Genomic DNA, 20,382 nt, shown 5'->3' on the forward strand with positions numbered 1-20,382 from the left:
ACGCCGACAATCACCACGGTCCTGGGTGCCTGAGAGTTTGACGAGGAGGTGCTGCTCCTTCGGCGGTCACCGTGAACCCGATTCGGTGACTCTCTCCCGTGACGTCGCGACGCCCGCACAGTATACGTGGGACCGGGTCGAGTTCGCTGAGGTCAGGGGGTGTGGCCGAACGAGATCGGGATGCTAGCCGGTCCGCCGGGTCCGGTTCTTGCGCCGAGCGGCCAGTTCGTCCTCCGGCGCCGCCTCGGTGACCCCGCCGTCGGCGCGCTCGCCGGGGAAGTCGGCGATGGTGCCGGTCAGTTCGCGCATGGCACCGCTGACCGCGATGCCGAACACGCCCTGTCCGCCCTGCAGGAGATCCACGACCTCCTCGGCCGAGGTGCATTCGTAGACGGTGGTCCCGTCGGAGAACAGTGTGATGCGGGCCAGGTCCTCGACACCGCGCTGCCGCAGGTGGTCGACGGCGACGCGGATGTTCTGCAGCGAGATCCCGGTGTCGAGGAGCCGCTTGACGATCTTGAGGACCAGGATGTCCTTGAAGGAATAGAGTCGCTGGCTGCCGGAACCGGCCGCACCCCGGATCGACGGGACGACCAGCGATGTGCGTGCCCAGTAGTCGAGCTGCCGGTAGGTGATGCCGGCGATCTGGCAGGCGCTGGGAACCCGGTAGCCGATCAGTTCGTCGGGCACGGTGTCGTTCGGGAAGATGCCCGGCGCGATGTCGTCGAGGCTCCCTTGCGTCGGGGTCTGCCGGGTGGGCCCGTCGTCCGATCGTGTGTGCACGTCGGATGCCGGTTCCGTCGGTGACGTCATCTCGTCGTCGAACGGCTGATCGCCCACTGCTGACTCCCTCGCAACACCTGGATCGCCTCGGCAGACGGTTTCCCGGGGCAATGCACCCCGGCGGACTGAGTCAACAGTACGCGCCCGAAGGACGATCATCTCTGCTCGCCACGAAAAATCGGGCGATGTGTGAACGGTAGGACGGCGGTGAGGATCAAAGCAACGCGACGCGCGGGCAAAGCCTCAACCTCGACTTGAGATCAAGCAATACGTGATCTGTCGGTGGCCGTACCGTTACCGGCCGCCTCCGATGCGTCCGCTACGCGCCGCCGCTGGCCTTGAAGTCGTCCGGCGACACGTTGTCGAGGAACTCCTTGAACTTCTCGACCTCGTCCTCTTTGGCGTCCGTCGGCTCACCCTCGGCACCCTCCTCGTCCGGGATGAGCAGACCTGCCTCGGCGAGGACCGCCTCGTCGGCGATGATCGGCACCTCGGCGCGCATCGCCACGGCGATGGAATCCGACGGCCGCGCCGACACCCGCAGATCTCCGGCGAAGACCATCTCGGCGTAGAAGGTGCCCTCTTGCATGTCGACGATCCGGACCTCTTGCAGGGTCTGGCCGAACTCGTTGATCAGGTTCACGATCAAGTCGTGGGTCAATGGGCGCGGCGGCTCGATGCCCTTCTGCCGCAACGCGATCGACGCCGCCTCACTCTGCCCGATCCAGATCGGCAGATACCGCTCCCCGTCGACCTCGCGCAACAGGAGCACGGGCTGACTCTGCGGCGGCTCGACCCGAATGCCCACGACCCGCATCTCGCCCATGTGCACACCCGCTCCCTCGTGATCGCCCGGTCGGTCCTTGTCTGTCCACGACGCTACACCGCGACGCGGCCGTTCGGCGGGCGTGCGCGACCAGCGGCCGGGCGAACGGTCAGTCGAGCACTCCGCGCACCGCGGCCTTGACCAACTGTGTGTGCAGGGTGACCGAGAGGGCCGCGATCTCGCGGACGAGTTCCTCGGCCCGGTCGCGCGCGCCGGTGCCCTTGCCCTTCGCGATGGGGCTCGCGATCTGGGCGACGAGTCCGGCCTCACGGTCGGCGGATACCTTGAACGCCCGCAGGTGTCGGGTCTCCACGCCGTAGTTGGCAAGCGCGGCCGCGGCCTCCACGAGTCGGACCGCGTCCTCGTCGAAGAAACCGGCCGGGCCCGGTGTGAGCAGTCCGTTGCGCTGGAGTTCGGTGACGAACGCCGAATCGACGCCGGTACGTTCGATCAGCGCCTCACGTGCCACCCGGCCACCGCGTGCGCCGAAGTCGGTCGCCGGCGCCACCGCGCTGCGCGCGGACGTCAACAGCCGGGTACCACCGGAACCACCGCCCTCGCCGCGGTCGATCGCCTCGAGTTGCTCCTTGATCACCTTCAGCGGAAGGTAGCGATCACGTTGCGCGGTGAGCACGAAGCGCAGCCGTTCGACATCGGCCGGGCTGAACCGCCGATAGCCCGACGGTGCCCGCTCCGGCGTGATCAGACCCTCCGCTTCCAGAAAGCGGATCTTCGAGATCGTCACATCCGGAAAATCCTCCCGCAACAACGCCAGGACCGAGCCGATCGACATCGATCCTTCGCCGTGCTCACTCGCCGACGAGGCCGTCACGGGGTCAGGCGCCCGCTTGCCCGTCGCGCGGGCCACTGAGGAACACCAGGCGGAACTTGCCGATCTGGACCTCGTCGCCGTTGCTCAGCTGCGCGGTGTCCACCGGCTCACGGTTGACGTAGGTGCCGTTGAGGCTACCGACGTCGACGACCTGGAATTCGTTGTCCGCAAGGCGGAATTCGGCATGGCGGCGGCTCACGGTCACGTCGTCGAGGAAGATGTCGCTGTCGGGATGCCGGCCCGCCGAGGTGGTCGGCTGATCGAGGAGGAACCGCGAGCCCGCGTTGGGCCCGCGCTTGACGACAAGCAGCGCCGTGCCCGGGGACAGGCGTTCCACCCCGGTGTCGGCGGGTTCACTCGAGGTGGTCGTCGCGGCGTCGAGTTCACTGATGAACTCCTCACGGAAAACCGAGGTGGTCTCCACCGGGGCCTCGAGATCCTTGTCGTTATCGCTCACCACTTCTCCTTCGTCTGTCTACGGTGCCCGTTGGCATCGGCACCCGACCCGGGCACAAGATCCGTGTCGGCAGGCACGCGATGTCGGTGCATCATCTTGCGCCTTCGGACATCCGGCTCACCGAGCCGGTCGGTCGGTCGGAACCGGTTCTGCTGAAGTAAACCGTACCGTGTGGGCCCCACCGCGCGGGCAGTCGTGTCGACCTGGACACCGCTTCGCCGATCATAGCCGCCGGATCTCGATTGCCCGACGGCTTCGGAAATGGCGTTGTCTGGTCGTGACCCGGCGTCCGATCAGCCGTCGATCACCGATGTGTACCCACCGGCGTCGAGCATGTCGGCCAGCGCCGCGTCGAGCGTTGCCTCGTCGGCGACGGTGATCTCGACGAGCCACCCCGCCCCGTACGGGTCGGAGTTGACGAGGTCGGGCGTCGCCTCGAGGTCCGCGTTGACCGCCGACACCGTGCCGTCGAGGGGTCCGTAGATGTCGGAAACGCTCTTGGTGGATTCGACTTCCGCGAACGAGTCCCCCTTGCTCACCCCGGAATCGGCATCCGGCAGCTGCACGAACACGACGTCGCCGAGCGCGTCCTGCGCGAAGTCGGTGATGCCCACGCGCACGGTCGCCGGGGCGATCTTCTCCACCCACTCGTGTTCGGGGGTATAGCGCAGGGCTGCGGGCACATTGGTCTCGGTCACGAACGCACCTTTCGTTGGTCGGCGGGCGGAACCCCGCAGAGACATTAGGTTATGTCGCCGGTTGCCGTCGTATCGGCGGTAACCGCCGAAGCACCAAGATCGTCTGATAGGCGTACAACACGAACGACCACAGATACAGCCCGACGCCCCAGATCAGGAAGGCCCACCCGATCGGGAAGCACACGGTTCCCACTACCGAATCCAGTTGTCCGGCAAGCAGCCACGGGAACGCACTCATCAACGCGAAGGTGGCGGCCTTGCCGATGTAGAGCACCGGCAGGGCCAGCAGTCCCCGCGACCGCAGCAACGGCCCCATCGCGAACAACGCGACGTCGCGGGCGATGACGATCCCGATGAGCCACCACGGCACGAAGCCGCGGATGCCGAAGCAGATCGGGATGATCACGATGTATAGGCGGTCGGCCAGCGGGTCGAGCAGTTCCCCGATACGCGAGTACTGGTTCAGCAGTCGTGCGAGCTTGCCATCCGCCCAGTCGGAGAATCCCGAGAACACCAGCACCCAGAACGCCCACGCGTCGGCCTTCTGCACCAGGAGCAGCCAGACGAAGACGGGGATGAGCGCCAATCGCAGCAGGCTCAGCGCGTTCGGGACCGTGAACACCCGGTTGGTCGCGACGCCCGCGTCAGGGGTGAGTGACGCGGATCGTGCGTGGTCGTCGGTGTCCTCGGACATCGCGCCGTCGGTCACCGGAAGATGCCGACGATGCCCTGCAGCGCCTTCGCCCCGCCCGAGGAGAACAGATTGTCGTGGACCATGTACGTCCACGTCGTCGTCGACCGGTGCAGATCCACACTGCCGAGGTCGACGCCGCCGTTGGTGATCGTCGCCTCCCGAAAGGTCTTGCGCGCGTTGGCGACCGCTTCGCCCGGGAGCGTGGCGAACTCGTCGAGGATCAACTTGTGGAACTCGTCGAGCGGACTCTGTTTGCCGAGAGAACGCAGGTGGATGCTCGCGCGGATGTCGGAGACGAACGCCAGGTGATCGGCCCACGCCCGGTCGAGGTGATAGAGCATGATCTCGCGGGCGGCCTGGGCGAGCACTTCCTTGTCGACGGGCTCGGTAACCGTGGCGGGTTCGGTAACCGGTGTGGTCGCCGCGGCGTCGCTGTCGGCCTCGGCGTCGGCGCTGTCGCTCGCAGCCTCGGCGGTCGCCGCCTCTTCCGTGGCAGCCTCGGCGGTCCCGGCCTCCGCGGTCCCAGCCTCGTCGGTCGCAGCCTCTCCTGCCACAGCCTCGTCGGTCGCTTTCTCGTCGGTCGCTGTCTCGTCGGTTGCAGCCTCTGCCGCGGCGTCGCTGTCGGTCTCGTCGGCGTCCGGAACCTCGGGCGTCGCGGTGCCGGTCAGTTCGGCGTAGCGCTCCGGTTCCTCGGCGGCGAGTTCGTCGAGCGCGACGTCGGTGGTCAGGACGGCCATCCGCCGGTGCACGACGATGTCGCGCTGCTGGTTCACCAGCTTGTTGTAGCGCCACGTGTTCGCATGGAGCTCGAGCATCACGCCCTCGGCGATGCGCTGCGCCTGCTCGATCAGATCGACGCCCTTGGTACCCATCGATCCGTCGTCGGCCTGCGAGACCGGATCGCGCTTGAACGCGAGGTTCTTGGTGACGAGCGGGTCCTCGAGGCTGGAGAAGAACACCGATCGGCCCGGATCGCCCTGTCGGCCCGCGCGGCCGCGGAGCTGGTTGTCGAGGCGTTCGGTGTCGTAGCGGCCGGTGCCGACGACGCACAGACCGCCGAGCTCGACGATCTCCTCGCGGGCGGCGTCGTCGCCCGACGACCCACCGAGTTTGATGTCGGTACCGCGCCCGGCCATCTGCGTCGACACGGTCACGGTGCCCCGGGTGCCGGCCTCGGCGATGATCTTCGCCTCCTCCGCGTCGTTCTTGGCGTTGAGCACCACCGACGAGACACCGGCCTTCTCGAGGAAGTAGGCGAGCTCCTCGGACTCGGCGACGTCGTGGGTGCCGATCAGCACGGGCTGCCCGGTCTCGTGCACCCCTTCGACGTATTCGACGACGGCCTCGACCTTGTTGGCCTTGGTGTCGTAGACACGGTCGGCCTCGTCGACCCGGACGTTGGGGGTGTTGGGCGGGATCTGCGAGACGAGCAGGTCGTAGAACTGGCGGAACTGCTCTCCGGCCGCGAGCGCGGTGCCGGTCATGCCGCACACCTTGGGGTAGCGCCCGATGAGCGCCTGCACGGTGATGGTGTCGATGACCTCGCCCGAATCGGTCTGCGCCAGGCCCTCTTTGATCTCGACCGCGGCCTGCACACCGTCCGGCCAGCGCTGCAGCTGGGCGACCCGGCCACGGGATGCATTGATGAGGTGGACGCCGCCGTCGCGGACGATGTAGTGGATGTCCCGCTCGAGCAGATAGTGCGCGTGCATCGCGATGCTCACGTGGACGAGTGTGCTGCCGACATGTTCCTCGTCGTAGAGATTGATGCCCCCGAGTTCCTCCTCGACGAACGTCGCGCCCTCGTCGGTGAGGGTGACATTGCGGCCCTCGGTGTCGATCTCGTAATGCTTGTTCTTCATCCGGGCGACCACGTCGTGGATCGCCTGATCGGGCACCTCGGCCTCGGTGGTGCCGGCCAGCACCAACGGCACCAGCGCCTCGTCGACGAGCACCGAATCGGCCTCGTCGATGATCGCCACATCGGGTTCCGGCGACACCAGGTCGTCCTCGGACTGGGCGAGCTGATCACGCAGAACGTCGAAGCCGATCTCGTTGACCGAACCGTAGGTGATGTCGGCGGCATAGGCCGCCTTGCGCTCGTCACGATCCGAGCGCTCCGACACCGCCTTGGCGGCGATCCCGAACGCCGCGAACAGGGGCGCCATCCATTCCGCGTCACGGGTCGCGAGGTAGTCGTTCACCGAGATGACGTGGACTCGATGGCCTTGCAGCACATAGCCGATCGCGGCGATGGCGCCGGCGAGGGTCTTGCCCTCGCCGGTGGCCATCTCGACGATGTCGCCCTCGAGGAGTCGGAGCGCACCCTGCAGCTGCACGTCGAACGGACGCATGTCGAGCGTGCGGTCGGCGGCCTCCCGCACCAGCGCGAGGAACTTCGCCCGGTCGGCCTTGTTCGTGCCGAGGTCGAGCTTCTCGGCCTCACCGGCGAACGCGTCGTCATCGAGATCGGCCGCCCAGTCGGTGTGGGCGTCGGTCTCCTTGATGAGGCTCACGGATTTCGACTGGTTGCGCGAGGACTGGGAACCCAGCAACCGCCACATGCTGTTCGTCAGCTTTCCCACCGAAACTTCTCCTGACTCGTGCCCACTCGGGTGTCGGTTCTCGGTCGGGGCCATCGACGTGCGCAAGAACGGCACGCGTGGGCGCCCGAGGTCGCCGTCCACGGTACGCGTCGCCACCTGGCCGCTCGCTGAGAAGTCCACAGAAGTCCACGGTCGGCGACGCCGGTCCGCTCATCGATGTGTCTTGGTGCGTCGCCTGTCGGTCCGGTCGGCTACGTTGATCTCTGAACGACAATGTGAGGTTCGTGAACGCCATCGTCGAAGGAGCGGCCATGACCCGGTTCGACCATCGCACCTTCTCCCCTGCCCGCACGGCCGCGCCCGCCGTGGCCCGGCCGGCGTCTCGCACCTCGACGAGCAGGGCGACGGCCGGGCTCGTCGGCGCTATCGCGCTGGCCGCCTCGGTGCTCGGCGCGGGACAGTCCGCGGCTGCTCCGGCGCCCGTCGCGCCGCCGAACATGAAACCGGCGCCGATATCGCCGCACCGGCTGCCGAACGCGATCGACGGCTTCGCCGGTAGGACGTATGAGTCCGTCGCGGTGTTCGGCGGCGTCATTCCCGGCGGCGGTCCCCTGCGGCTCGCGTTCGGCCGACAGGGCGCGCTCGGTCTCACCGCCGGATGCAACCAGCACGTCGGGCGGGGATCCATCACCGGTGATCAACTGCGGATCGGTCGGCTGGCGTCGACGATGATGGCGTGTCCCGGCCCGCGCGCCGATGCAGACCGCTGGCTCACCACGTTCGTCTCGGTGCCGCTGACCTTGCATGCCATCGGGCCCGTCCTCACCCTGTCGAGTCCCCGACAGACCGTGATCCTGGTCGAGCACACCCGCTGACCCGACATATCAACGACGCGAAGGAATTTCATGTCATCGCTCACACCTGCGGTGGTCACCGTGACCGGCGCCGCCGGCCACATCGGTTATGCCGCACTGTTCCGTATCGCGGCCGGGGCCATGCTCGGCCACGATCAGCCCGTCGCGCTGCGACTCCTCGAACTGCCGCAAGCGGTTTCGGCCGCCGAGGGAACCGCGATGGAGATCGACGACGGCGCGTTCGAACAGCTGGACTCGGTCGACATCTTCGACGAACCCCGCGCCGCGTTCGACGGCACCGACTTCGCGCTGCTGATCGGTTCCAAACCGCGCACCAAGGGGATGGAGCGGTCGGATCTGCTGCAGGCCAACGCGGCGATCTTCGCGGAGCAGGGTGCGGTGCTCAACGAGGTGGCCGGTGACGACGTGCGCATCATCGTGGTCGGCAACCCGGCCAACACCAATGCGGCCATCGCGGCCGCGCATGCCCCGGACATCGCCCCCGAGCGGTTCACCGCTCTGACCCGGCTCGACCACAACCGGGCCATCGCGCAACTCGCTCTGCATGCACATGTCCCGGCCCGCGAGATCAGTCGGGTCTCGGTGTGGGGCAATCACTCCGCATCGCAGTACCCGGACATCTTCCATGCCCGCGTCGGTGACCGGGACGGCGCGGAGCTGGCCGAGGATCGGGCATGGCTGGTCAACGATTTCATCCCGACGGTCGCCAAGCGGGGCACCGCGATCATCGAGGCCCGCGGGGCGTCGTCGGCCGCATCGGCGGCGAGCGCGACGATCGATCACGTCCACGACTGGGTGCTGGGTACCCCGGCGGGTGACTGGACGTCGGCGGCCATGCCCTCGCCCGGCGCCTACGGGGTTCCCGAGGGTCTGGTGTGTTCGTTCCCGGTCCGGGCTGTCGACGGTCGGTGGGAGATCGTCGAGGGGTTGGACATCAACGATTTCTCCCGCCAGCGCATCGACGCGTCGGTGGCCGAGCTCGCCGGGGAGATCGCGGCTGTACGGGATCTGCTGCCGGTCTGATCGTGATCGCCGTAAGCTCAACGCATGTCGAAGAAAGCGAAGGCCGCCGCACCCCTGAAGTTGTCCGGCAAGGTCTATGAGGCCGAACTGTTCCGCCTGCAGACCGAGTTGGTGAAGCTTCAGGAGTGGGTGCGCACGACGGGCGCACGCGTTGTCGTCATCTTCGAGGGCCGCGACGCCGCGGGCAAGGGCGGCACCATCAAGCGGATCAGCGAATACCTCAGCCCGCGCGTGTCTCGCGTCGCGGCACTGCCCGCGCCGACCGACCGGGAACGCGGCCAGTGGTATTACCAGCGCTACGTCGCGCATCTGCCCGCGCCCGGTGAGATCGTGCTGTTCGACCGGTCCTGGTACAACCGCGCCGGCGTCGAGAAGGTCATGGGGTTCTGCACCCCGGAGGAGCACACCCGGTTCCTGCGCCAGACACCGATCTTCGAGCAGATGCTCATCGACGACGGGATCGTGCTGCGCAAGTACTGGTTCTCGGTGTCCGACGAGGAACAGCTCAAGCGATTCCGTTCCCGGATGAACGACCCTGTGCGCCAATGGAAGCTGAGTCCGATGGACCTCGAGGCGGTGTACCGCTGGGAGGAGTACTCACGGGCCAAGGACGAGATGATGGTGCACACCGACACCGCGATGAGCCCGTGGTACGTCGTCGAATCCGACAGCAAGAAGCACGCGCGGCTGAACATGATCGCGCATCTGCTGTCGACGATCGACTACCACGACGTGCCGCGACCGAAGGTGGATCTGCCGAAGAAACCGATCGCCTCGGGCAACTATCACCGGCCGCCGCGCTCCCTCTCCAAATACGTGCCCGATCATGTGGCGGCACTCCTCGGGGGAGATCACTGACCCGAGCCGTACCGGATGAGTTGGTGCGGTCGGTAGTATTCCCGGGGTGCACGTGCCCGGCTCAGACGTCTTCACCCGTGTCCGCGATCGTCTCCGCCGCACGGAGATCATCTATCTCGTCGCGCCGGCGGGATATCCCAATTATGGCGACGAACTGATCGCGCGAGCATGGCTGCGGTATCTGGCACGGACGCGGCCGCGCGCCCTCGTCGTTCTCGACTGCCATACTCCTGGGCAGTCGGCGCTGATGCTGTACGACGCCCACCCGAACGTGGTGTTCGTCGACACGCTGTGGCAGCTGACGGTCTATGCCGCCGACGCCACCCGCGAGGACGGACCCGACCCGGCCACGCCGTGGACCTGGGTGGCGGAGGCGGCGACCACCTTCGGGCCGGCACCGCGCCTGTCCGAGGGTGTCGACATGTTCCGGAGTGCGTCGTCGGTGCATCTGCTGGGTGGGGGTTACGTCAATCAGGTGTGGCCGCATCATGTCTCGCTGGTCATGGCGGCCGCCGAACTCGCCCGGACCGCAGGCGTTCCGGCCTACGCCACCGGGCAGGGCCTGATCCCGGTGGTCGACGGCCCGGCGCGCGACGCGCTGCTGCGGGCGGCCGACGAGTTCACCGTCTTCGATGTTCGCGACGACGGATCCGCCGATGTCCTGGGTTCGATGGCGGGGCGGCGGCAGACCGGCGACGACGCGTGGCTCGCCGTACCCGAGACGCTTCGGGCCCTCGAGAGCTCCGAGATGCCACCGCAATCCGACGGTGTCGCATTGTGCATCCAGTCCGATCTGACCGAGAGTTTCGCCGCGTTCGGCACCACCGGTCTCGACGCGCTGACCCGATTCGTCGCCGCCACACTCGATGCGTGGGAGGTACCGGGCAGTGCGATCACCGTCGTCGAGGCCATCCCGGGCATCGATTCGGAGGTGCCCACCCGGCTCGGCGCACGACTCGACGGGGCCACCTATATCCCGTTCCTCGACGTGTGGCGTTCCGGCCTGCCCATCGGGCAGGGCAAGACCTGGATCAGCACCCGTTTCCATCCGCATCTGGTGGCGGCGGCCGCCGGCGATCCGGGGGTCGCGATCATCGGCCGGCCGGACTACTACGCCAGCAAGCACATCTCGCTGACGTCGGCCGGCTCGCGCTGGACCGTCGTCCACGATCCGGGCGAGATCCCCGCCAAACCCACCGCCAATGGGTTCACCGCCGATGACCGGGACACCGCGATCGCAGCGAAAAAGGCTCTGGCGCAACGCCTCTATCCGTGGCGAATAATCTGATCGCGGAACCTCGCCGGCGAGGTCTACGATGGCGGAACGATGTGGATAGGGTTCGCAGAGTTCGATTATCTCCTTGGTGACGTGCATTCACTCAAGCAGAAGCGGTCGGTGATCCGGCCGATCATCGCCGAGATGGGCAAACGCTATGCGGTGTCGGCCGCCGAGGTGGAACACCATGACATGTACCGCCGCTCGATCATCGGCGTCGGTGTCGTCGCCGCCGATCGCGCCCACGTGATCGACGTGCTCGACCACGTCGAGCGCTGGGCCGCCGGACGCCCGGAGGTGGAGTTGCTGTCGGTGCGCCGCCGGGTCATCGCCTCCGACGACGTGTGATCACACCACGCCCGCCGCGCGCGCCGCCGCGGCATACGCTTCGGCCAGCGTCTCCACCGTCTCGTGGGCATTGAGCCCGCTCGGGTTGGGCACCACCCACACCGACGCGGAGTCCCACTTCTCGTCCTGCGGTCCGACGACCGCCTTCGGGTGTCCGAATGCCGTGCGGTAGGCGGTGATTCCCGCGATCGCGACCACCGTCGGCGCCACCCGCCGCACCGTGTCCCGCAGTCGTCGGCCCCCGGCGCGCAACTCGTCCGCGGACAGCTCGGCCGCGGTCGCCGTCGCGCGGGCGACCACGTTGGTGATACCCACGCCGCTCGCGATCAGCAGGTCACGGTCCTGCTCGCGCATACCGGTCGAGGCGTCGATGAGTCGGGAGGTGATCCCGGCGCGGAACAGCGCCGGATAGAACCGATTGCCGGGTCGCGCGAAATGCGCGCCGACCGCGGCGGTCCACAGGCCCGGGTTGATCCCGACGAACAGCAGCCGGCAGCCCGGTCCGATCAGGTCGGGCACCTCGGCACCGGAGAACGACGCCAACTCTGTTCGGGTGAATCCCATGGACCCTCCTGTCGCCACCTGACCGTCGAACCACGGTATCCCGCCGAACGGACATGTGGGACCACGGTGTTCCGGTTTACACTCTCGTGCGTGGCCCGGCTCGAGTTCATTGTCCTGGGCGGCCTCGGCGCGCAGATCGATTCCGAGGCCGTCGAACTCGGTACGCGCAAACAACGCGCGGTGCTCGCGCAACTGCTGCTCGCCGACGGGGACCCGGTGAGCACCGGCCGGCTCATCGACGGAATCTGGGGATCGGCCGCGCCGGACCGCGCGGAAGTGTCTGTGCAGGCCTACATCTCGGGGTTACGCAAGGCCTTGGAACCGGATCGGCGGCCCCGGACGCCGTCGAGCGTCGTCCTCACCCGCGGAACCGGCTATGTGCTGTCGGCCGATCCCGATCGGGTCGACGTCCGTCTTCTCGTCGCCGACATCGAGAAGGCTCACGAGCAGCACAAGGCGGGCGACTCGGCCGGTGCCGCGACACGACTGCAGTCGGTGCTGACCCGCTATCGCCCGCTGCTGCCCGAGTTCGAGGGTCTCGGATTCCGCGACGAATCGGCTGCACACCTCGACCGGACGATCGCCGAGGCGCAGGAACTCTCGTACGAGGCCCGCCTCGCCATCGGTGAGCATCGGGCGCTCGTGCCCGAACTCGAGCAGGCCGTCCGGCGGTCTCCGCTCGACGAGGGCCTGTGGATGCTGCTCGCCGTCGCCCGATATCGGCTCGGGCGCCAGTCCGAGGCGCTGGGCGCGATCGCCGATGCCCGCGCGATCCTGGCCGCGGAGATCGGCGTGGATCCCGGTCCCCGGTTGCGCGCGCTCGAGCACGACATCCTCACCCACTCCCCGGCCCTCGACGCACCCACCGGCCCCACCACTCTCGCGGCGACGCCCACCACATCGCCACATGTGGACACGCCGACGACCACGACGGAAGCTCCTCTGCCCGAACCGGATCGGGAGCTGATCGGGCGGCTCGACGAACTCTCGGTGCTGCACCGTGCCGCGCTGGCGTCGACCACGGGACCGGGCGGGATCGTCGTCGTCGAGGGGGAACCCGGCGCCGGCAAGACGACCCTGCTCGAGGAGGCGGCTCGCCGCGCCACGGACGCCACCGACCTGCAGGTGCTGTGGGGGCGGTGTGTCGACGATGCCGCGGCACCCTCCATGTGGCCGTGGGTGCAGGTCCTCGGCGCTGTGCTCCCGGAACTCGATGCCGAGCATCGCGCGACCCTGCTCGACAGCGACCTCGGCCGCATGGTCACCGAGGACACCACCGTGATCCCGCCGCCACGCGAAATGCCGGATGCCACAGCGCGATTCCGCTTCTACGGGCAGGCGGCGGACCTGCTGGGCGCAGTGGCGGAGTCCCATCGCCTGGTCATCGTGCTCGACGATCTGCAGTGGGCCGACAACGCATCGCTGGAACTGTTGTCACACATGATTTCTCGGCGGACACCGGGGGTCACGTTCTTCGTGGCGCTACGGTCGTCACCCTCGTACCGCACTCCCGTCGCCAACGCGCTCGCCTCGCTGGCACGGCTCCCCGATCACCGCCGGATCGAGGTCGGACCGCTGTCCGACGACGACATCTCCGCGCTGGTTCTCCGTGAGGCCCAGGCACAGCCGAGCGCGGACATGCTCGCCTCCATCGCGTTGCGCAGTGGCGGCAACGCGTTCTTCGTGCGGGAACTGGCCCGAATCCTCGCCGACCGGGGTTCCGTCGATGACCAGGCCGTACCCGCCGGCATCCGCGATGTCGTCGGCGAGCGCCTACGCCCCCTGCCGCCGACGACGCTCACCCTGTTGGAGTCTGCGTCGCTGATCGGGCGGCGGGTGGACATCGCGCTACTCGCCGACGCCGTCGGGCTTGCGGTGGGTGACACCCTCGACGCTCTCGACGCCGCCGCGGCCGCCGGTCTGATCGACCTCGACCCCGACGACCCCTTCGCGTTCCTGTTCAATCACGACCTGATCCGGGAGGCCGTCGCCGACCGCATTCCGGCCACCCGCGCCTACCGGTTGCACCTGGCCATCGCCGACCAACTCGCGACCGGTCGCACCCCGGCCATGGTCGCGCAGTACGCCGCACACCTGTGGGCGGCGGGCCCGTTGGCCGACCGTCGTCGCACTGCTCGAGCGTTGTTCGACGCGGGACGAAATGCTTTGCGCAGCTATAGTTTCGACATTGCCGAGCAGCGGCTGGTCAACGCCGCCACGCTCGCCCGCGCCGTCGGCGACGACAGTCTCGAGCTGCAGGTGCTCACCACCCGTCTCGCCGATGCCGTCGCACGGACCGGCTACCTCTCCGCCGACCCGGACCTTCTCGTCCGGACACGGGAACTCGGGGAAGCCGCCGGGGACCTCGCCCTGCTCACCAACCTGGACTTCGCCCGGTTCGCCGCCCACTCGCAGATCGCCGACATCCACGCGTCGCACCGCTACGCCGTCGATCTGGCGGCCGCCGCCGTGGTCTCCGACGATCCACGCGTCATCCACCTCGGCATGCAGGCAGCCGGTATCGACCAGTTCGACCGCGGCCACTTCGGCGAGGCGTACCGCACGCTGGAGACCTACGCTCCGCTCACCGCACCGGTCGACGGACTGCAGCCGGACCAGATGATGATCGCGCGCGGGTTCCGGGCGCTCACGGCAACCGTGCACGTCGGGCCGGACCACGGACGCGACCTTTTCGCCCAGATCGACAGGGGTCCCGCCGACCCCATGTCGCATTTGGGTGTGGCGATCTTCGGCGCCACGGCGGCTGCCCTCGCCGGCGACGCCGCGTGGGCGCAGGAGATGGGCTCACGTCTGCTGACGGGCACCGCGCACGAGTCGATGGCGTATCTGCGACACAGCGGTGAACTCATGTACTGGTGGGCACGGGGGGTGGCCGATCCCGGCGGTGAGGCATTGCACCGGATTGACGAGTTGCTCGCCACAAGCATTCCACGATTCACCGGAACCGGGTTATGGTTGGCCCTGTACGCGGAGGTGATGATCGTCGCCGGGCGGCTCGAGGTCGCCCGTGACCTGCTGACACGTGCCGAATCGTTCGCGAACCGTTCCGGTCAGCACTACCCCGATGCCCACCGACTGCTGATCGCGGCGCGCTACCAGTCCGCCGCCGGATCGGTGGCCGGCGAGGTGATCGAGACACTGCAGGCCGCCCGACGCCGCGCCCACGAACAGGAGGCGACGACGATCGCTGCGCGCATCGACGCCTTCGCCAAGCATCACGGGTGGTCACTGGACGACTGACCCCGGTCACCCGAGCACGGCTTGGATGACGAACCAAGTCCATCCCAAGCCCGCTCCAAGACCCTCCGAGCAGAGTTCCTCATGAGCCGGCACCCCGCCGGAGCCCCCCAGCCGGAACCCCGGCCGACCAGAGGAACACCGATGACCATCCAGTCCACTCCCCCATCCCCCGTCGTCGCGTCCACCGAACTGCACGCCCGCATCGCCGGTGACGTCATCAGCCCCGGCGATCCCGGGTACGACGCCGCGCGCAGCGGTTTCAACCTGCTGACCAACCATCGCCCGGCCGTGATCGTCGTGGCCGCCAACCGGTTCGACGTCGTCGAGGCCGTCCGGTATGCCGCGGCGCGCAATCTGCGGGTTGCCGTGCAGGCCACCGGTCACGGACCCGGCCCGGCCGCCGATGGGGCGCTGCTGATCAACACGTCGACGATGACCGAGGTCAGCGTCGATCCGGCGGCGCATACCGCCCGGATCGCGGCGGGTGCCAAGTGGGCCCCGGTCCTCGAACAGGCCCAGCAGCACGGCCTCGCGCCGCTGCTCGGCTCGACCACGGACGTCGGCGCCGTCGGCTACACACTCGGCGGCGGGTTCGGCTGGCTGGGTCGCAAGTACGGACTGGCGTCGGACGCGGTCCGGTCGTTCGACGTGGTGACGCCGGACGGCACCCCGGTGCACGCCAGCGCCACCAGCCACCCGGACATCTTCTGGGCGCTTCGCGGCGGTGGCGCCGGATCGATCGGCGTGGTCACCGACATGGAGATCGACCTGTTCCCGGTGGCCGAGGTCTACGCGGGCAACCTCTTCTACCCTGCCGAGGATGCCGCCAAGATCCTCCGTCGCTTCGGCGAGTGGGCGCCGCAGCAGTCCGAGGACCTGACCTCCGCGGTGACGTTGATCAACTTCCCGCCGCTGGACATGGTGCCGGAACCCTTCCGCGGCAAGAGTTTCACGCTGTTCCGCGGATGCTGGTCCGGCGATCTCGAGGAGGGTAAGGCGATTGTCGACGAGTGGCGCGCGTGGCAGGAACCGCTGGTCGACATGTGGACCGAACTGCCGTTCGCCGCGGCCGACGCGATCTCCATGGACCCGACCGACCCGATGCCGGCGATGGTCACCACCGAGTGGCTCGACACCCTGCCCGAGGATGCCATCGACATCATGACCACACGGATCATGCCGAACGACGGCTCGATGCCGCTGATCCTGTTCGGCGAGATCCGCCACGCCGGTGGAGCGATCGGGCGCAACGCCGGCGACGCCGTCAACGACCGTGGACGCAGCGGCACGTTCCTGCTGGAGATGTGTTCGATCGTGCCCGATCCGCATACCGGACTCGCGATCGAGTCGGCTCAACGTCTGACCCGAAAAGCTCTGGAGCCCTTCGTGACCGGTGCCACCTACCTCAACTTCACCGAGGGCGGGGAGCGGTCCGCGCGATCGGCGAGTGCGTTCAGCGACGAGCATCGCCGGCGGCTCGTCGCGATCAAGCAGGCACTCGACCCGGAGAACCGGTTCTGCCACGGCGTGGCGATCGGCTGACCGGCCGCTACCCCGCTCGTCGGCCGCCCGCGGCCCGCCACCCCTGCTGGTCGATCAAGTAATCTGAGCCGCTACCCCGCTGCTTACGAGGACGCGCATCGAGACCCCCTTGCTCGGGTGTCTCGATGCGCTTCGTCGCTGTCGCTCCCCGCTTACTCGATCAGCGGGCGGAGACTTTCGTTCAGGCCTCGGTGAGTTCGAGGTCCTTGGTCTCCCGGGTGAACACCAGGATGGTCCCGCTGACGAGGGCCAGAGCGATCACGAACAGACCCACCGGGACCAGGGAGTTGCCGGCACCGGCGAACAACGAGGCCAGGATGACCGGGGTGAAACCGCCGCCGAGGAGGGTGGCGAGCTGATAGCCGAGTGACGCCCCGGTGTAGCGGCTTCGGGTGCCGAACTGTTCGGAGATGTAGGCCGCCATCGGTCCGTAGGTGGCGCCGTGGCACACCATCGACAGGACGAACGCGAGGGCGATCAACGCCAGGTTGCCCGAGGCGAGTAGGTGGAACAGCGGGTAGACCAGCAGGATCATGCCTGCGAGTCCGGCCAGCATCACCGGCCGGCGTCCGATGCGGTCGGACAGGCGGGCGTAGAAGAGAATCAGGAAGATGCCGCAGAACTGTCCGAGCGCATACGCCAGCAACACGTTCGGTTTCGACGACCCGCCGTGGACCGCGTAGGCGATGCCGAAGGTGGCGAAGGCGGTCTGGATCGCGAAGCTCGCCAGGCACGCACCGGCGGCGATCGCAACGGTCTTCGGTGCGCGCAGCACCTCGACGATCGGCGCGGTGCTGCGGGTCTTGCTCAGCGCCGCCTTTTCCGCGGCCGCCGCGAAGATCGGGCTCTCGCTGACCCGGGTACGCACGAACAGCCCGAGTGCGAGCAACACCGCCGACAGCAGGAACGGGATGCGCCAGCCCCAGCTCAGGAACTCGTCGTCGGGTAGCAGGGCGAACAGGGTCAACGCGAGCGTGCCGAGCACCGCGCCGGTGGGTGCGCCCGCGTTGGTGAACGCCGCCATGAATCCTCGACGACGCGGGTCGGCGTGTTCGAGTGCCATGAGCGCGGCGCCGCCCCACTCGCCGCCCACCGCGATGCCCTGCACGATCCGCAACAGCACCAGCAGGACGGCACCCCAGCTGCCTATCGCCGAGGCCGGCGGGATGATGCCGATGAGCACCGACGCGATCCCCATGATGGTCATCGCTAGGACCAGCATCGCCTTGCGGCCGACCCGATCTCCGAAGTGCCCGAAGATGATTCCGCCGAATGGGCGGGCGAGGTAGCCGGCCGCGAAGGTGCCGAGAGAGGCGATGGTGCCGGCGGCCGGGGACAGTCCGGAGAAGAAGACCGGGCCGAACACCAGCGAGGCGGCAGTGCCGTAGAGGAGGAAGTCGTAGTACTCGAGCGTGCTGCCGAGGTAGCTCGACATCACGACACGGCGGGCTTCGCGGGATCTCTCCTCGCGGGTCAGGTTGGTCAGTGCCTCGGAGGTCGTCATGGTGGGCCTTTCGGAAGGGTGACGATGGTGGGCGTGGATTATGTTGCTGCGGAGTATGTTTCGCGAACTCGATGCTTCCGGACGTATGGGCTCACGGCTTGGTGAGTCGTCGGCCGATGATCTCCTTCATGATCTCGGTGGTGCCGCCATAGATCGTTCCGCCACGGGAATCGACGTAGTCGCGGGCGACGTCGTATTCGGCCATGAATCCGTAGCCGCCGTGGAGTTGCACGGCTCGGTTGACCACCGTGGAGTGCAGTTCGGTGACCCACCACTTGGCCATGGCGGCGGTCACCTCGTCGAGGTCGTGGTGGGCGGCGTCGAGGATGCAGCGATCGACGAAGACCTGTGCGATCTCGATCTCCGTGGCCAGCTCGGCGAGGTAGAAGCGGTTGGCCTGGAAGTCGGCGAGGCGCTGCCCGAAGGCCTTGCGCGACAAGGTGTGCTCCAGAGCCTGGTCGAATGAGCGGCGCATCAGCGCCATCGACGTGACGGCGATGGAGAGTCGTTCCTGTGCGAGATTGTGCCGCAGGTAGGCAAAGCCTTTGCCCTCGTCGCCGAGGAGGTTCGCACGGGGGACGCGCACGTTGTCGAAGTGCAGTTCGGCGGTGTCCTGCGCCGCGAGGCCCATCTTGCTCAGCGGGCCGGTGCGGGAGAAGCCAAGCGTGTCGGCCTCGATGAGCAGGAGGCTGATGCCGCCCTTGCCCGCCGACGGGTCGGTGGTGACGACGGTGACGAAGATGTCGGCGAGCATGCCGTTGGAGATGAACGTCTTCGATCCGTTGACGATGTAGTGGTCTCCGTCCGCGATGGCCGTGGTCGACACGGCGGCAAGGTCACTACCCGCGCCCGGCTCGGTCATCGCGATCGCCGACACCTTGTCGCCGGAACACAGCGGTGCGAGGAATGTGCGCTTCTGCTCGTCGGTGCACAACCATTCGAGGTACGGCGCGACGAGGTCGTTGAACCCGGACAGCGCCATGGTCACGGCCTGCGCGCCGACCGCGCCGAGCTCCTCGATGAGGATCGCGTTGTACCTGAAGTCGTCGATGCCGCCGCCACCGAAGTGTTCGTCGACCGCGACGCCGAGCAGACCCAACTCCCCGGCCGTGGCGAACAGCGAACGATCGATCGACTTGGCCGCGGCCCATTCGGCGAGGTGCGGCTCGACGTGACGCTGCGCGAAGGCTCGGGCGGTCTGCCGAAATGCTCGGTGATCGTCGTCGAAGATGGTGCGTTCGAGGGCTACCGAAACCATGGCTCTGTTCGTCTCCTGGTCCGAGCGTTGAGGGCTGGAATGTCGTGGATCACACGTAATCATCGATTATTGAGTATGTCAATGGTTAATACTGACCAGTGTTCGTCGCAGGAGGATCACCATGACCACCCCGGTTCCCGTCGAGTTGACCGCCGACATCGGCTTTCTGCTGTCCCGTGTGGGCGCGCTCGTCGCTTCCGCGGTCAGCGAGGCGCTGGTCGTTCACGGGTTGAAGGTGCGTTCGTACTCTGCCCTCGCCCTGGCCTGTGACAGTTCGACGGGTGTCAACCAGCGCACGGTGGCCGAGACCATCGCGCTCGATCCGAGTCAGGTCTCCTCGCTCGTCGACGATCTCGAGCGCCGTGACCTCGTGCGGCGCATCACCGATCCGTCCGATCGGCGTAACCGGCTTGTCGAAGCGACCGCCGCCGGTCACACGCTGTACCGTCGGGCACACCGTGACGTGTGCGCCACTCAGGATGACGCCTTGTCCGCGGTGCCCGATGATGTGATGGCCGCACTTCGGACGACGCTGCAGTCCGTGTTGGCCACCGCCCACTGACCACCGTCCACTGACCACGAGCGCTGTCCCCTCCCGAAAGGACCGAACGACGTCTTCGACACCGAACCCCGAACCGCCGCTGCTCGTCGTCGATGCGGCGAACGTCGTCGGGTCCCGCCCCGACGGTTGGTGGCGGGACCGCCAGGGCGCGGCCGCGCGCCTGCGGGACCGGCTGGCCGGGGTCGCCGATGCCGGGGTGCCCGGGGTGCTCGATCCCCCGGTGGAGGTCGTCATGGTGGTCGAGGGCAAGGCGCGCGGCATCGAGTCGTCTCCGACGGTTCTGGTCGTCGAGGCCGACGGATCCGGCGACGACCGGATCGTGGACGTGGTGGCCGGGCGGACCGAGGGCCGTCGTTGCGTCGTCGTCACCGCCGATCGCGGCCTGCGCGAACGCGTCGCGGCGCTGGGCGCCGACCGCGTCGGGCCGACGGTGTTGGGCGGCTGAGAGGCGTCCACCACGAAGGACCCACCGGCG

At 67.9% G+C, this 20,382-nt stretch carries 19 protein-coding genes and 1 riboswitch; of the genes, 9 read left to right on the forward strand and 10 right to left on the reverse strand.

Going from position 1 to position 20,382, the window contains the following annotated elements; translation table 11 throughout:
* Positions 1–6 precede the first annotated feature (6 nt).
* Positions 7–109: riboswitch (glycine riboswitch) on the reverse strand.
* A 74-nt stretch (positions 110–183) separates the two neighbouring features.
* The 7 genes from ACWDTI_RS15435 to secA2 form a co-directional block, all read right to left on the reverse strand.
* The gene (locus ACWDTI_RS15435) at positions 184–840 is read right to left on the reverse strand and encodes a MerR family transcriptional regulator (protein WP_449738975.1); all 657 of its coding nucleotides are present in this window, start codon (positions 838–840) and stop codon (positions 184–186) included.
* Positions 841–1,102: 262 nt separating this feature from the next.
* Entirely contained in the window at positions 1,103–1,609 is a 507-nt protein-coding gene (locus ACWDTI_RS15440; protein WP_449738976.1) for a bifunctional nuclease family protein, read from the reverse strand.
* Positions 1,610–1,718: 109 nt separating this feature from the next.
* Positions 1,719–2,441, reverse strand: a complete 723-nt coding sequence (gene ftsR / locus ACWDTI_RS15445; protein WP_449738977.1) for a transcriptional regulator FtsR — start codon at positions 2,439–2,441, stop codon at positions 1,719–1,721.
* A 4-nt stretch (positions 2,442–2,445) separates the two neighbouring features.
* Positions 2,446–2,901 (reverse strand): glycogen accumulation regulator GarA, encoded by a 456-nt coding sequence (gene garA / locus ACWDTI_RS15450; protein WP_449738978.1) that lies wholly within the window; start codon positions 2,899–2,901, stop codon positions 2,446–2,448.
* Between the two features lie 290 nt (positions 2,902–3,191).
* A complete protein-coding gene (gene gcvH / locus ACWDTI_RS15455; RefSeq protein WP_449738979.1) occupies positions 3,192–3,596 on the reverse strand; it encodes a glycine cleavage system protein GcvH in 405 nt (134 codons plus the stop codon).
* Positions 3,597–3,645: 49 nt separating this feature from the next.
* Positions 3,646–4,290 carry a CDP-alcohol phosphatidyltransferase family protein gene (locus ACWDTI_RS15460; protein WP_449739051.1) on the reverse strand — a complete coding sequence of 215 codons (645 nt, stop codon included), beginning with the start codon at positions 4,288–4,290 and terminating at the stop codon, positions 3,646–3,648.
* A gap of 11 nt (positions 4,291–4,301) precedes the next feature.
* Complete coding sequence (secA2, locus tag ACWDTI_RS15465) at positions 4,302–6,875, reverse strand: accessory Sec system translocase SecA2 (RefSeq protein WP_449738980.1); 2,574 nt, start codon at positions 6,873–6,875, stop codon at positions 4,302–4,304.
* A gap of 272 nt (positions 6,876–7,147) precedes the next feature.
* Here secA2 and ACWDTI_RS15470 point away from each other — a divergent pair, with 272 nt between their 5' ends.
* From ACWDTI_RS15470 to ACWDTI_RS15490, 5 genes are read left to right on the forward strand one after another with little or no spacing between them, the layout of a single operon-like run.
* Positions 7,148–7,711, forward strand: a complete 564-nt coding sequence (locus tag ACWDTI_RS15470) for an META domain-containing protein (RefSeq protein ID WP_449738981.1) — start codon at positions 7,148–7,150, stop codon at positions 7,709–7,711.
* A gap of 30 nt (positions 7,712–7,741) precedes the next feature.
* A complete protein-coding gene (locus ACWDTI_RS15475) occupies positions 7,742–8,734 on the forward strand; it encodes a malate dehydrogenase (protein WP_449738982.1) in 993 nt (330 codons plus the stop codon).
* A gap of 24 nt (positions 8,735–8,758) precedes the next feature.
* Positions 8,759–9,592: a polyphosphate kinase 2 gene (ppk2, locus tag ACWDTI_RS15480; protein ID WP_449738983.1), complete on the forward strand. Its 834-nt coding sequence runs from the start codon at positions 8,759–8,761 to the stop codon at positions 9,590–9,592.
* A gap of 52 nt (positions 9,593–9,644) precedes the next feature.
* On the forward strand, positions 9,645–10,880 hold the full coding sequence (locus ACWDTI_RS15485) for a polysaccharide pyruvyl transferase family protein (protein WP_449738984.1): 1,236 nt from the start codon (positions 9,645–9,647) through the stop codon (positions 10,878–10,880).
* 39 nt (positions 10,881–10,919) lie between these two features.
* Positions 10,920–11,216, forward strand: coding sequence for a DUF503 domain-containing protein (locus ACWDTI_RS15490; protein WP_449738985.1), 297 nt, complete (start codon positions 10,920–10,922; stop codon positions 11,214–11,216).
* Here ACWDTI_RS15490 and ACWDTI_RS15495 read toward each other — a convergent pair whose 3' ends face one another.
* A complete protein-coding gene (locus ACWDTI_RS15495) occupies positions 11,217–11,780 on the reverse strand; it encodes a mismatch-specific DNA-glycosylase (RefSeq protein ID WP_449738986.1) in 564 nt (187 codons plus the stop codon).
* A 90-nt stretch (positions 11,781–11,870) separates the two neighbouring features.
* On the opposite strand from ACWDTI_RS15495, the gene ACWDTI_RS15500 reads away from it, so the two are divergent.
* Together ACWDTI_RS15500 and ACWDTI_RS15505 are read left to right on the forward strand one after the other, a co-directional pair.
* Complete coding sequence (locus ACWDTI_RS15500; protein ID WP_449738987.1) at positions 11,871–15,041, forward strand: BTAD domain-containing putative transcriptional regulator; 3,171 nt, start codon at positions 11,871–11,873, stop codon at positions 15,039–15,041.
* Between the two features lie 141 nt (positions 15,042–15,182).
* Entirely contained in the window at positions 15,183–16,583 is a 1,401-nt protein-coding gene (locus ACWDTI_RS15505; protein ID WP_449738988.1) for an FAD-binding protein, read from the forward strand.
* A gap of 181 nt (positions 16,584–16,764) precedes the next feature.
* Here ACWDTI_RS15505 and ACWDTI_RS15510 read toward each other — a convergent pair whose 3' ends face one another.
* Complete coding sequence (locus ACWDTI_RS15510) at positions 16,765–18,087, reverse strand: MFS transporter (RefSeq protein ID WP_449738989.1); 1,323 nt, start codon at positions 18,085–18,087, stop codon at positions 16,765–16,767.
* A 91-nt stretch (positions 18,088–18,178) separates the two neighbouring features.
* Entirely contained in the window at positions 18,179–19,345 is a 1,167-nt protein-coding gene (locus ACWDTI_RS15515; protein WP_449738990.1) for an acyl-CoA dehydrogenase family protein, read from the reverse strand.
* Between the two features lie 121 nt (positions 19,346–19,466).
* Here ACWDTI_RS15515 and ACWDTI_RS15520 point away from each other — a divergent pair, with 121 nt between their 5' ends.
* Together ACWDTI_RS15520 and ACWDTI_RS15525 are read left to right on the forward strand one after the other, a co-directional pair.
* On the forward strand, positions 19,467–19,907 hold the full coding sequence (locus tag ACWDTI_RS15520) for a MarR family winged helix-turn-helix transcriptional regulator (RefSeq protein WP_449738991.1): 441 nt from the start codon (positions 19,467–19,469) through the stop codon (positions 19,905–19,907).
* A 79-nt stretch (positions 19,908–19,986) separates the two neighbouring features.
* Positions 19,987–20,352, forward strand: a complete 366-nt coding sequence (locus tag ACWDTI_RS15525; protein WP_449739052.1) for a hypothetical protein — start codon at positions 19,987–19,989, stop codon at positions 20,350–20,352.
* Positions 20,353–20,382 lie beyond the last annotated feature (30 nt).

The organism is Gordonia sp. NPDC003424 (genome assembly GCF_053588655.1).

Coding starts and splice junctions, on each gene's coding strand:
- ppk2 (WP_449738983.1), top strand. CDS start 8,759: ATGTCGAAGAAAGCGAAGGCCGCCGCACCCCTGAAGTTGTCCGGCAAG.
- ACWDTI_RS15460 (WP_449739051.1), bottom strand. CDS start 4,290: ATGTCCGAGGACACCGACGACCACGCACGATCCGCGTCACTCACCCCT.
- ACWDTI_RS15470 (WP_449738981.1), top strand. CDS start 7,148: ATGACCCGGTTCGACCATCGCACCTTCTCCCCTGCCCGCACGGCCGCG.
- ACWDTI_RS15505 (WP_449738988.1), top strand. CDS start 15,183: ATGACCATCCAGTCCACTCCCCCATCCCCCGTCGTCGCGTCCACCGAA.
- ACWDTI_RS15475 (WP_449738982.1), top strand. CDS start 7,742: ATGTCATCGCTCACACCTGCGGTGGTCACCGTGACCGGCGCCGCCGGC.
- ACWDTI_RS15495 (WP_449738986.1), bottom strand. CDS start 11,780: ATGGGATTCACCCGAACAGAGTTGGCGTCGTTCTCCGGTGCCGAGGTG.
- ACWDTI_RS15515 (WP_449738990.1), bottom strand. CDS start 19,345: ATGGTTTCGGTAGCCCTCGAACGCACCATCTTCGACGACGATCACCGA.
- ACWDTI_RS15440 (WP_449738976.1), bottom strand. CDS start 1,609: ATGGGCGAGATGCGGGTCGTGGGCATTCGGGTCGAGCCGCCGCAGAGT.
- ACWDTI_RS15490 (WP_449738985.1), top strand. CDS start 10,920: ATGTGGATAGGGTTCGCAGAGTTCGATTATCTCCTTGGTGACGTGCAT.
- ACWDTI_RS15510 (WP_449738989.1), bottom strand. CDS start 18,087: ATGACGACCTCCGAGGCACTGACCAACCTGACCCGCGAGGAGAGATCC.
- ACWDTI_RS15520 (WP_449738991.1), top strand. CDS start 19,467: ATGACCACCCCGGTTCCCGTCGAGTTGACCGCCGACATCGGCTTTCTG.